This window comes from Erwinia sp. STN24 (genome assembly GCF_041320675.1).
GTDB lineage: Bacteria > Pseudomonadota > Gammaproteobacteria > Enterobacterales > Enterobacteriaceae > Erwinia > Erwinia aeris.
This window is the reverse complement of the sequence record NZ_JBGGPM010000006.1, coordinates 160,834-173,557: the sequence shown is the minus strand read 5'-3', so window position 1 is coordinate 173,557 and position 12,724 is coordinate 160,834. Positions and strand designations below refer to the sequence as shown.

Genomic DNA, 12,724 nt, shown 5'->3' with positions numbered 1-12,724 from the left:
GAACCGTGGTTTTTTCAGCATTTAATCCTTGGCTGCGCTTCCTGGAGGCGGCGGGTCAGCACGGCAGCGGGATCGGCAAATTTTCGGGCCAGGATCATGCTGGCGATGATCCACGGTTTCCAGCTGGCCTCTTTATAGGTGGCAATGCGATAGCGCTCAAAAACGCTGGCGGCGACCTCGCCCGCCTCGCAGGAAACGTCGGTGATGTCGGCGGGCAGACAGTGCATATAGAGCGCGCTGCCGTCGCGGGTCAGCTTCATCATCTCTTCCGTACAGTGCCACTGCTGATGACGCGCATTTTGTTGCAGACAATGCTGCTCAAGGGCTTTTAGTCCGGCGGTATCCTGATTGCGCAGCAGCATGGTTCTTTGCTGCATCACTTGCCAGGGCGCCCAGGATTTTGGATAGACGATATCGGCGTCACGGAACGCCTCTTCCATCGTGCTGACCTGACGGAAGCTGCCGCCGGACGCTTTGGCGTTGCGCTGGGCCACTTCCAGCACGTCGGGGATAAGGTCGTAGCCCTCGGGATGCGCCAGCGTGACTTCCATACCAAAACGGCTCATCAATCCAATAATGCCCTGAGGTACCGAAAGCGGTTTGCCGTAGCTGGGCGAATAGGCCCAGGTCATGGCGATTTTTTTGCCTTTCAGCTGGTCCAGCCCGCCGAAATGTTCTTTAAGCCAGGCCAAATCCGCCATGGACTGCGTGGGGTGATCGATATCGCATTGCAGATTGACCAGGGCAGGCCGCTGGGGCAGAACGCCCTGGCTAAAGCCCTCATCCAGCGCTGCACCGACTTCCCGCATATAGGCGTTACCCGCGCCCAGATACATGTCGTCGCGAATGCCGATCGCATCCGCGCAAAAGGAGATCATATTGGCGGTTTCACGTACCGTTTCGCCATGCGCGATCTGCGATTTGCCCTCGTCCAAATCCTGTTGCGTCAGCCCCAGCAGATTCAGCGCCGAGGCGTAGGAAAAACGCGTACGGGTGGAGTTGTCGCGGAAAACTGAAATACCGAGCCCACTATTAAAAATCCGGGTATCGATGTTTTTCTCACGCATGATTTTCATCACCTGAGCAATATCCAGCACTTGCTCAAGTTCTTCGCGGGTTTGCTCCCAGGTAAGCAAAAAATCTTTACTGGCCAGGCCAGTTTTCCTCTGGCCAATGGTCCGTAGCAGTGCGCCTGTCTCTTCCATTTAAGCGATTCCTTATAGCGATACGTTATCCCTGCCGCTAACGACATGGCAGGAAGCCTGACCGCTGTAATCAACTTCTGTGCCAGGAGTGGGAGACGCGGCTATCGGTGGCGGAAAAACGTGATCTGTCGCCGAATTTGCGAGATATGTAGCAATTTTAAAACGATGTGGTTAATGAAGAGGGCTTGAGCAGGGTAACGGGCATGACAGCCAAGGGCATGACGGAGTATGGTGTTACGCGATCGTTGGATTCTCAGCGCTCAAAATGATAAAGCCTGCTGTTTCTCTCAAAATGAGATTCAGCACATGACTCTCCAGGATGAGAGAAGGGATTGTGAACAAAAGGATGCACGTCATGGATGAAGCTCCATCGTTACCCTCTGGTCTGATGGCCATACAGCCGACCATTCTGAATTTCAGCAGCCTGCTGGCTAACGTGCTGGAAATGGAAGTGGAGGTTGTCGATCGCCACCTCATTCGCATTGCCGGCACCGGCCCTTACAGTTATCGCTTCGGACATAGTCCGGAAAGCAATAACCATCTGCTCAGAAACGTCATCGAAACGCAAAAGGAAATGGTTGTCGTCGACTCGCGGTACAACCCCCTGTGCAAAGCCTGTCAGCACCGACAGTTTTGCAAAGAGCGAGCTTTTATCGGCGTACCTATCCTGGCCCCTCACCGTTGTCTGGGCGTCATCAGCCTTATTGCCGTCAATAATGAGCAGCACCGAAAACTCAGCGATAACGCGGATATGTTTGTGCAGTATATGCGGCACGTTTCCCGACTGCTGGTGGCTAATCTCGCCAGCGCTCAGCCACGGCAAACGCAAAGCGATGCCGTCTGGCACACGCTGTTAGGCAGTATGGATCAAGGGGTGATCCTGCTGGATCGGGACGGTAAAGTAAAAGCCGTTAACGATCGTGCGCTCAGCCAGCTGGATGCCACTCACGAAAGTTTAACGGGAAGATCCCTGGCTATTGAGCCGCTCAGCCGTCAGCGGAAAGCGGCTCACGGTCATACCCAGCACCGCGTGATTATGGGCGACCAGCAGATGCTGTTGACGGGGCAGCTACATCATATCGGTCAGCAAAAACTCTTTTTAATGGCTTTTCATCAGGACGCGCTGGCTGCTTCTTTGCTGACTGAAAACGAGCCGCCCGGCATTGAACGGCTGGTAGGAAAATCCAAAGCAATCCACAAACTGAAACGGCTGATTATGCGCATCGCCTCCAGCCCTTCCAGCGTGATGATACTGGGGGAAAGCGGCACCGGAAAAGAGGTGGTGGCGCGGGCTATCCACAGGCTCAGCAAAAGGCACGACAGGCCGTTTGTGGCGATAAACTGTGCGGCCATTCCTGAAAACCTGCTGGAAAGCGAGCTGTTCGGCTATGTAAAAGGCGCTTTTACCGGCGCGGCGCCCGGCGGACGGGCGGGGCTGATCCAGTCAGCCAATGGCGGCACGCTGTTTCTGGATGAAATTGGCGATATGCCGCTGAGCCTGCAGGCTCGTTTACTGCGGGCGATAGAAAACCGCGAGGTGCTGCCCGTTGGCGCAAGCCGCCCTGTGTCTGTCGATATTCGAATTATTTCCGCTACGCATCAAAACCTGCGGCAATTTATTGAGGAGGGAAAGTTCCGGGAGGATCTCTACTATCGCCTGAACGTTATTCCGCTGGAGGTGCCGCCGCTGCGCGATCGCGAAGGGGATATCGAACTTTTGATGCACTATTTTCTTAATCATCACTCGCAGCGCATCGGCTGCGCCTATCCGGGTATCAGCCGGGAAGCGATAGAGCTGTTACAACGCTATCTGTGGCCAGGCAACGTGCGCGAGTTAAGCAATCTGGTGGAGTATCTGGTCAATATCGTTCCTGAAGGGGAGATAATAGACGGCGCCTTACTGCCTCCGCTGTTCCATACCACAATTCGTTCTGTGCCGTTGATGGCGTACCCGCCGAAAACGGTTTGCGGCCCGGTCGAAAAAGAGGAAGAGGAAGGGGCAAAGCTGAAATCAGTAGAAAAAAGCCTGATAGAAGAAGCGCTGCAGCGCACCCGTAATAAGAAGCAGATAGCGGAAGAGCTGGGCATTGGCGTAGCGACGCTGTATCGGAAAATAAAAAAATATGGCCTGCAGGCCTGAGCTTCAGCAGGCGTTGCTAAGGCGTTGCTGATACTGTGCGGGCGTGTCTAAATCCCAGTGAACGGTTGGGCTGTCGATCGGTACGCTGATGCAGCCATATTCCTGAATCAGCTTGCGCAGCGTACTTTGTTCAGGCGCTGCGGTTATTCGCGCCGCCATCCCGGCAGGCAGAAGCACCGGATGCCCATTTTTGCCCGCGTAGCAGGGCAGTTGGCAGCAGAGACTTTGATGCCGCCACAGCTGTGCATAGATGGTCGGATCAATCGCGGGCATATCTCCGGGCACAACGAAAAAGCGCCCGCCGGAAAGCGCGGCGGCACCGCAGCGTACCGAAGAGAACATCCCTGCCTGGTAACCGGCGTTGTGGCAAAGATCCACGGCAGGCCAATGGGCGTAACGCTGATGAAGCTCTTCAGCACGATAGCCTGTAACCAGGATAACTCTGTCGCAGAACGCCAGCGCATTGCGGATGGCCATGTCCAGCACCGTCGTATCCTGCCATGGCAGCAGCATTTTCCAACATCCCATACGCGATGAGCGTCCGGCCGCCAGCATAATACATTCCTTCATAATGGCTTTACTCCGTCTTCAGCACCGCCCTAATTGATTTAATAATTGGCTTGTAACCGGTACAGCGGCAAAGATTTCCCTCCAGCGCTTCTGCAATCTGCTGGTCACTCGGGCGAGGGTTTTTATCCAGCAGCGCTTTGGTGCTCATCAGCACGCCCGGCGTGCAAAAGCCGCACTGCACGCCGCCGTGGCGCACAAATTCCTGCTGTAGTTTTCTACCGGTTTCATCCTGGTGTAGTGCTTCAATAGTGCTGACCGTCGCACCATCGCACTGCGCCGCCAGCACCAGGCATGAACAGACAGCCTTACCGTTCATGATCACCGTACAGGCGCCGCACTCGCCTACCGAGCAGCCCTCTTTGGTGCCGGTCAGCTGTAAATCCTCCCGTAAAAAATCAAGCAGGCGGCGATTACCCTCAACCGTTTTCTCAACCTGAACCCCGTTTACTGTCAGCCCGATCCTGTTCATTTTTTTGCTCCTTATTTTGTCCCGGCTTCACGGGCTTCCTGCAACATTTGACGCAGCATATCCAGCGCTACCGGCACCTTGTACGCGGCGGACCAACGGTTGCCTATCGCCGCCATTAGCAGGGCTTCCAGCGCGCTGGCACCCGCCTCTATCTGTGCGACCGTCAACGCCTGTCCGGTCAGAACTTTCTCTACCGCAATCAAGCGTTGAGGTTTACTCAACAGCGCGCCATCTACCAGACGACAGCGAACCAGCATCCCCGCATGATTGAAGGTAAACTGGCCGGTAAAGCTCTGACGGGTAATGTTCAGCGCATTGCGACGACCCAGTTGTAGATAGCGTTGCTCAAGGCCAGGATCGCGATAGGGCGCGGGCAGTATCACCGCTGTCAGCAACTCGCCAGGCTGAAGCCGGGTACGATAGCCTGCGGTAATAAAGTCCGACAGCGGCATGCGGCGCTGCGCCTGCTGGCTCTGCAGCACGACGATAGCGTCATAGATAATCAGCGGCGGTACGGAGTCTGCGCAGGGCGCGGCATTAACGATATTGCCACCCAGCGTCGCCCGATTACGGAGCTGTAGTGAACCAATGGTGTTGCAGGCGGTAATTAATAGCGGATAGTGCTCCTGAAGCCGCTGGTCAGCCGTCAAATCACTAAAGCAAACGCCAGCCCCAATGGTCACGCCCTCATCGCAGAGGGCGATACGCTGTAGTTCTTTCAAACCTGAAATATCCACCAGCGGCAGCGGCACCGTACTAAGCCGCGCCTGTACCAGCACATCCGTTCCGCCTGCAATCGGCCTGGCCTGGCCGTCGGCCAGCGCCCGTAGCGCGTCATCCAGCGTGTCCGGGCGGTAAATTTGTAGCGTGTTCAGCCGTAAAACCTGTTTTTTACCGCCCGATTCAGCCTGTAGCTCGCTCTGGCGGACCGGTTTTTTCAACGCGTAGCCCAGGCGAACCTGCTCCAGCGTCAGCGGCAGCGTATAGTTGCGACGTCCAAGCGCGAAGCTCACGGCGTTATTTAGCGCCGCGCCGCCAAGCTCCAGCACGGGTTCGCCAATAACTTTGGCGCCATAGGGGCCAGCCTTGTCATGGTTTTCTACCGCGACGATGTCGATATTCGGCACGTCTTTAATCGTGGGCAGCAGATAGGTATCAAAGTTCTCAGACTTAACCTCGCCTTGCTCTGTATTGAACTCTTCCAGCATGGCGTAGCCGATCATGCCCTGAACCAGACCGCCGTAGACCTGCCCTTCAAAGCCGACTTTGTTGATCACTTTGCCGACGTCATGCACGGCCGTGGCGTTGTTGAACGTAATTTTTCCGGTGCGGGTATCCAGCGCGATATCGGCGACCTGACAGCCGTAAACCCAGGTAAAGTAGGGGCTGCCGCTTCCTTTTTCTTCGTCCCAGTGGATAGCCGGCGCGACGTGCCAGCCGTAAGCCGAAAGATTGGCACCGGCAGCTTTGGTCACGTCAACGACCTGCCGGAACGGCAGTCGCTTAGAGGGTTGTCGGCGGTGAAATACGGTGCCGTTTTCCCATACCAGATCGTCGGGATCGGTTACATCCAGCGTTTGCGCCAGCGCTTTAGCCATGCGTCGCTTGATGGTATTCGCCGCGCTAAGCACCGCCTGTCCGCCCATTAGCGTGCCGCGCGACGCGACGGTAGATCCCCCATCAGCAATCATGGCGGTCGGCGGATCGGTGAAATGAATCTGTGTCAGATCCAGACCAAACGCTTCCGCTGCAATAAGCGACATGGTGGTCTGCAATCCCTGGCCGTTTTCAGACACGGAGGTGGAAAGATTCAGGCTGCCGTCGGCATTGATCTGTATCAGCGCGGAAGAGGCATCCAGCCCCTCGGCGCCCAGCGAACAGCCCCGATGACTGAGCGCCAGCCCAATGCCATATTTAATCGGCCCGCCCAGCTGATTGAGCTGCCGATAGTGCTCCCGCTTCGCCAAAAACTCGGTTTTGTCGATAGCCTTTTGCAGGACTTCCTGCGCGGAGACCTGATGCTCGCTGAGAACCTGCCCAGCCATGCTGGTGTCGTTCTGGCGCAGTACGTTTCTCAGGCGCAGCTCGACGGGCGACAGCCCCATTTTTTCCGCGACCTCGTCCATCAGCGATTCGTTGGCAAAAATAACCTGCGGCGCGCCAAAGCCGCGATAGGCGGAGGTATAATTATTGTTGGTGTAGACGCCGGTAATATCGACGCGCACGTTGGGAATATTATAAGGCCCGGCAGCCTGTACGGAGCTACGCCAGGTGACAAAAGGCGTTTGCCCGGCATAGCTGCCGCCATCCGCAAGGATATCTATTTTTATTGCCTGGATACGCGCCCGATCGTCCAGACCGATTTTGTAATGCATCTGATAAGGATGGCGTTTATAGCTTTCCCGCATTGACTGTTCGCGGTTATAGGTCATTTTTACCGGGCGCGAAGTCAGTACGGCCAGCAGCGCCGCGCGGCAGGCAAGATGATCGATAATATCGTCTTTGCCGCCGAAAGAGCCGCCCAGTACGGAGCGCTTCACGTTAACCTTCGACTGCGGCAGATCCAGATATTTCGCCACCATGCCGCGCACGCGATGCGCGTTTTGTATTGACCCATAAATCGTGACGATCTGTTCATTATCGTCGTAGCCAACGGTGATCGACTCCGGCTCAATATAGGCGTGCTCCTGAAAGCCGACCTCAAAATCGCGCTCAAAGATATAGCTGGAGGCCGCAAAGCCCGCCTCAATATCGCCCTTAATCGTATGGTGATGATTAATAATATTATTTTCTTTGTCACTGTGGATGGGCCGTGCCCCCGGCCTGATGGCTTCTCTCACCGATGTTATCGGTGTCCAGGGCGTATAGGCTACGCGGATTTTATCGGCGGCCTGGCAGGCTATTTCATAACTTTCCGCCGCGATCACGGCAATGACGTCCCCCCGAAAAGCAATTTCGCTCTCAACGATAGGCGGATAGTCCGGGATAACCACGCCGATACAGCGCTGGCCTGGGATGTCCTTCCAGGTGGCGATTTTCACCACGCCAGGTAGTTTTTCCGCTTCCGAGATATCCAGCGAGGCGATTTGGCCTGCGGCGATATCGGCGTAGCGACACACGCCATAAAGCATGTTTCTCAGCACAATATCGTCACCATATACGGCTGCGCCTCTGACTTTCGCCTCGCCGTCGACGCGCGGTACTTCATTGCCCACTAAAAGAGTTTTCACGGATTTTGGCCCTCCAGATGCTTCCCGGGACAGCCCTAAGCAAGTGATATGCCAGAGTGTGAAGATGTCCGCGACAAGCGACAGGGCTGTGAGGCATCTCGAAGAAACTGATTTAAAACAAGTCCGCTGCTCGCTTGTGTGTCGCTGGAGTCGTTTCACTTTGAGGTTTTTTTCTCAAAATGAGACGGTAATTCTCCTGTTTACATCTGCCATAGCGGCGACATCCCTCTGTCAAACCGACGTTCTCGTCAGCAACTGCGTAATGCCTCACAAAAATCAGTTCTGAATGGCTTTTTTCCGCAAATGTGCCCTTTTTTTGCATAACCCGACGAAAGGGATCTGTGCGGCATAAAAAGGAGTAAAAATGAACCGGTTTGTCACTGTTAATCCCAGCGAGTGTATCGATTGTCATGTTTGTGAAGTGGCCTGCGCACTAGCGCACGGCGATGGCGAATGGCCAGCCCATCGTGGGCAGTTTCGGCCGCGCATTCATCTTGTCAAAGGCTGCGGCCCCGTTACCTGTCGTCAGTGCAACAAAGCGCCCTGCGTCGCCAGTTGCCCAACTCAGGCGCTTGTTTTTCAATACAACAGCGTGCGGCTGCATGAGGAAAAGTGCATAGGCTGCAAAAATTGTCTGCTGGCCTGCCCGTTTGGTGCGATTGAACCGGCTGCTTCTGAAGACGTAATGAGTAAGTGCGATCTCTGTGAGCAAACCGAGCAGGGCAAGCCCGCTTGCGTGGCTTCCTGCCCGACCCAGGCGCTGCAGGTGATGGATGAAAATACATTGACGCGGCTTCGGCAATACCGTCAGTACGCCACCGCTGACGATAAAGCGCTGCGGCCAGTAGCCGGACGCGCCGCAAAGGCGCTGGATAAGCTGCCGCGCATTGGCGCCCGCAAGCTTAAACCCACGGAGCGCGCCAGGCATTTCTGCGAGATTTATCAGGGCCTCTCGCCGTCGCAGGCGGGCTATGAGGCCGAGCGCTGCCTTTATTGCGCGCAAAAAGCGTGGTGCGGCTGGGCCTGCCCGCTGCACAACGCCATTCCCGATTTTATCCGCCTGGTGCAGGAGGGGCGAATTATCGATGCGGCAGAGCTGTCGCACCAGACCAGCAGCCTGCCGGAAATTTGCGGGCGCGTCTGTCCACAGGATCGGCTCTGCGAAGGCGCATGTACGCTCAGCGGTCGGTCGGGCGCGGTTTCGATAGGTAACCTCGAGCGTTACATCACTGATGAAGCGTTCAGGCAGGGCTGGCGCCCGACGCCGCCAGCGATTGAGGCCCGGCGTGAAAAGGTAGCGGTGGTGGGCGCCGGGCCTGCCGGGCTGGGCTGTGCCGATATCCTTGCGCGCAGCGGCGTTCAGGTGGATGTCTACGATCGCCATCCCGAAATCGGCGGGATGCTGACCTTTGGGATCCCCTCTTTCAAGCTGGATAAACAGCTGATGGCAACCCGCCGCGCTATTTTCAGCGAAATGGGAATTAAGTTTCACCTTAACTGCGAAATTGGCCGCGATCTTCCTTTCTCTCGTCTGCTGGCGGATTACGACGCCGTCTTTTTGGGCGTGGGCACCTATAAATTGATGCAGGCGGGCCTTGAGCATGAGGATGCGCCCGGCGTTATTCAGGCGCTGCCCTATCTGACCGCTAATACGCGACGGGTCATGGGGCTGGCAGAGGATGAACTGCAGCCTTATGTCTCGCTGAAGGGAAAAAAAGTCGTAGTACTGGGCGGCGGCGATACGGCGATGGACTGCGTGCGTACCGCCATCCGGCAGCAGGCGAAACAGGTAATTTGCGCCTATCGACGCGATGAAGAGAGTATGCCTGGCTCTAAAAAAGAGGTCGCCAACGCGCGCGAAGAAGGCGTGGAATTTATGTTTAACCTGCTGCCGCAATATATCGAGCTGGATAAGGGCGGTCGCCTGAGCGGCATAGGGATGATCCGCACCGTTGCCGGTGAGCCAGGCAGCGACGGGCGTCGACGACCGCAGCCAGTCAAAGGATCTGAATTCGTGCTGGCTGCCGACGCGCTGATCCTGGCCTTTGGCTTTCAGGCGCACGAGATGCCCTGGCTGGCGGGACAGGCGATTCGTTTCGATCGTTGGGGGCTGATTAAAACAGGCCAGGCGGGCCGCACAACGCAAACGCATCATCCAAAAGTGTTTGCCGCCGGGGACGCCGTGCACGGTGCCGATTTGGTGGTAACGGCTATGGCGGAAGGGCGTCGCAGCGCGCGGGAGATGCTGGCGATGTTTGAACAGAGCGCGGAAATGACCCGCGCAGAAAGAAAGGAGTCGGCTTTATGAGCCAGTTTATCGTCGCCCAGCCTGAAAAATGTATCGGCTGCCATACCTGTGAGGTTGCCTGCGCCGTGGCGCATACGGGCACGCCGTTACTGGCTGCGCAGCGCTATTTCCCTCGCCTGAAGGTTATTAAATCGTCGCAGGTTAGCGTTCCCGTTATGTGCCATCAGTGTAATAACGCGCCCTGCGTCTCTGCGTGCCCTGTTGCGGCGCTGTATAAGGGCGAGCTGGGTATGATAGCAACCCGCCGTCACCGCTGTATTGACTGCAAAAGCTGCGTTATCGCCTGCCCGTTTGGCGCCATTGAAATCGTCAGCAAGCCTGAAGAAAAGCCGCTGATAGTGAAATGCGATCTTTGCGCGGGTCAATCCGACGGGCCTGCCTGCATCCACGTGTGCCCAACCGGCGCGTTGACTTTGATGACCGCCGCCGGACTGACACAGCGACAGCAGCAAAAGCAGCAGCGAGCCGCAGCAGAAAGCCAGCTGAACGGCCCTTATGTACAGGAGGTGGAGACACATGGATAAAGCGATTGTTGTTTGTCCCTACTGCGGCTGCGGCTGCAAAATCGCGTTGCAGATTGCAGACGGGAAAGTCGTTGGCGCGGAAGGCGCGCCCGGCGTAACCAATGAGGGAAAGCTTTGCCTGAAGGGCTACTTCGGCTGGGAGTTTTTGAATAATACCCGCCTGCTGACGCCGCGCTTGCAGCATCCTGCCATTCGTCGTAAACGAGGCGGGCCTTTTGAAAAAGTCAGCTGGCAGGAAGCTATCGATTTTGTCAGCAGGCGGCTGCAAAAAATTCGCGCTCGTTCAGGGCCTGAAAGCATTATGGTTACCGGATCTTCACGCGGGCCGGGAAACGAAACCAACTATGTTATGCAGAAGTTTGCGCGCGCCGTATTGGGAAGCAATAACATCGACTGCTGCGCCAGGGTGTGCCACGGCCCTTCCGTCGCCGGCCTGCGGGCGACGCTGGGCAATGGGGCGATGAGCAACGGCATGAAGGATATTGAAGAAAGCGACTGCCTGCTTATCTTTGGTTATAACGCTGCGGATTCTCATCCGATCGTGGCCAGACGCATTCTGCATGCCAAAGAGAAAGGGGCCAAAATTATCGTCTGCGATCCGCGCTATATCGAAAGCGCCCGGCTGGCCGATCTGTGGCTACCGCTAAAAAACGGCAGCAATATGGCGCTGGTGAACGCGCTTGCTCACGTGCTGATCGCTGAAAAACTGTGGGACAAAAGCTATATCGATAAGCATACGGAAGGGCTGGAAGCGTGGCGGGAAGGCGTCCAGCGCTATTCGCCGGAAGCGGTGGAAGCCATCACAGGACTCAAGCCGGAGCTTATTCGCCAGGCTGCTCGCCTTTATGCCAGCGCCCGCAACGCCACTATTTTATGGGGAATGGGCGTGACCCAGTGGGGGCAGGGCGTGGATGTGGTGAAAGGATTGGCCAGCCTGGCGCTGGCTACCGGCAATTTCGGGCGGCCGGGCGTCGGCGTGGGGCCGGTCAGAGGGCAAAATAACGTTCAGGGTGCCTGCGATATGGGCGCTCTGCCAGATGTTTTCCCCGGCTATCAGCCCGTAACGGATAAGGCGGTACGCGAAAAATTTGCCGCCGCCTGGGGCGTTGACTCGCTCAGTGATAAACCCGGATACGCCATTACCGATGTTCCCCATTTAGCGCTGGAGGGCAAGCTGCGTGCCTACTGGATTATGGGCGAAGATCCGCTGCAAACCGAACCGGATCTTGCCCTGATGCGTCAGGCGATGGCAAAGCTGGATCTGATCGTGGTGCAGGATATTTTTATGACCAAAACGGCAGAGCTGGCGGATGTTCTGTTGCCCGCCACCAGCTGGGGCGAGCATGAGGGCGTTTATACCAGTGCCGATCGAGGGTTCCAGCGCTTTGAAAAAGCTGTAGAGCCGCAGGGCGACGTCCTGCCGGACTGGGAAATTATCTGCCGCGTGGCGCAGGCGATGGGGTATCCCATGCGCTACGAAAACAATAAAGCGATCTGGGATGAATTGCGCGCGCTTTGCCCGCTGTACACCGGCGCCACCTGGGAGAAAATGGCCGGGTTCGGCTACGTGCAGTGGCCCTGTCCTGATGAAGCACATCCCGGCACGCCTTACCTCTATGAAGGAAACCGCTTTTCGCGTCCTTCCGGTAAAGGGCTGCTGTTTGCCTGCGACTGGCAGCCGCCCGCCGAAGCAACCGATGAAGCCTGGCCGCTGGTGCTCTGTACGGTGCGTGAAGTGGGCCACTACAGCTGCCGCTCGATGACCGGCAACTGCCACGCCCTGGCGGCTCAGGCCGATGAACCCGGCAGGATCCAGATGAATACGGCAGACGCGCGTGCGCTGAATATCCATAACGGCGAACTGGTATGGGTAGCTTCGCGGCGCGGCAGGGTGCTTAGCAGAGCTGAAGTCAGCGACAGAACAAATCAGGGCGCGGTCTATATGACCTATCAGTGGTGGATAGGTGCCTGTAATGAGCTGACCCTCGATCATGTCGATCCGGTAGCGAAAACGCCGGAGTTTAAACACTGCGCTGTCAGGGTAGAGAAAATCGCCGATGCGCAGTGGGCGGAACAGCAGGTTACGGAGCGCTATCGACAAATGAAGGATCGCCTGGCGAAAGCGGCGGCGCCGCTGACGTAAGGCCTGGCGGTTTGCAACCCTCGGTTCTGGCGGTTTACAACCTCGGATCCGCGGCTTTTAACTCGCAAAACTGGCTATTTCTAACCTTCAGGTCTGGCGGTTTGCGACCTTCGGGTCTGGCTGTGTCTAACCTTC

Annotated in this window: 8 protein-coding genes; 4 read left to right on the top strand and 4 right to left on the bottom strand. The window is 56.6% G+C overall.

Annotated features, from left to right (window positions below; translation table 11 throughout):
- Positions 1-14: 14 nt before the first annotated feature.
- A complete protein-coding gene (gene ygeW, locus ACA373_RS18930) occupies positions 15-1,205 on the bottom strand; it encodes a knotted carbamoyltransferase YgeW (protein WP_253457422.1) in 1,191 nt (396 codons plus the stop codon).
- A 355-nt stretch (positions 1,206-1,560) separates the two neighbouring features.
- Between ygeW and ACA373_RS18925 the strand changes: the two genes are divergently transcribed.
- On the top strand, positions 1,561-3,345 hold the full coding sequence (locus ACA373_RS18925) for a sigma 54-interacting transcriptional regulator (RefSeq protein WP_370734959.1): 1,785 nt from the start codon (positions 1,561-1,563) through the stop codon (positions 3,343-3,345).
- A 3-nt stretch (positions 3,346-3,348) separates the two neighbouring features.
- Here the strand turns inward: ACA373_RS18925 and ACA373_RS18920 are convergent, their stop codons facing one another.
- The 3 genes from ACA373_RS18920 to ACA373_RS18910 are packed head-to-tail and all read right to left on the bottom strand — an operon-like array spanning position 3,349 to position 7,614.
- Positions 3,349-3,915, bottom strand: coding sequence for an NTP transferase domain-containing protein (locus ACA373_RS18920; protein WP_301251889.1), 567 nt, complete (start codon positions 3,913-3,915; stop codon positions 3,349-3,351).
- A gap of 7 nt (positions 3,916-3,922) precedes the next feature.
- On the bottom strand, positions 3,923-4,384 hold the full coding sequence (locus ACA373_RS18915; RefSeq protein WP_370734958.1) for a (2Fe-2S)-binding protein: 462 nt from the start codon (positions 4,382-4,384) through the stop codon (positions 3,923-3,925).
- 11 nt (positions 4,385-4,395) lie between these two features.
- Positions 4,396-7,614, bottom strand: coding sequence for a molybdopterin cofactor-binding domain-containing protein (locus ACA373_RS18910; protein WP_370734957.1), 3,219 nt, complete (start codon positions 7,612-7,614; stop codon positions 4,396-4,398).
- A 364-nt stretch (positions 7,615-7,978) separates the two neighbouring features.
- Here ACA373_RS18910 and ACA373_RS18905 point away from each other — a divergent pair, with 364 nt between their 5' ends.
- The 3 genes from ACA373_RS18905 to fdhF are packed head-to-tail and all read left to right on the top strand — an operon-like array spanning position 7,979 to position 12,589.
- On the top strand, positions 7,979-9,922 hold the full coding sequence (locus ACA373_RS18905) for an FAD-dependent oxidoreductase (protein WP_370734956.1): 1,944 nt from the start codon (positions 7,979-7,981) through the stop codon (positions 9,920-9,922).
- Positions 9,919-10,446 (top strand): 4Fe-4S dicluster domain-containing protein, encoded by a 528-nt coding sequence (locus ACA373_RS18900; protein WP_370734955.1) that lies wholly within the window; start codon positions 9,919-9,921, stop codon positions 10,444-10,446. The genes ACA373_RS18905 and ACA373_RS18900 overlap by 4 nt, the downstream gene beginning before the upstream one ends.
- A complete protein-coding gene (gene fdhF / locus ACA373_RS18895; RefSeq protein ID WP_253457443.1) occupies positions 10,439-12,589 on the top strand; it encodes a formate dehydrogenase subunit alpha in 2,151 nt (716 codons plus the stop codon). Before ACA373_RS18900 ends, fdhF begins: the two co-directional genes overlap by 8 nt.
- Positions 12,590-12,724 lie beyond the last annotated feature (135 nt).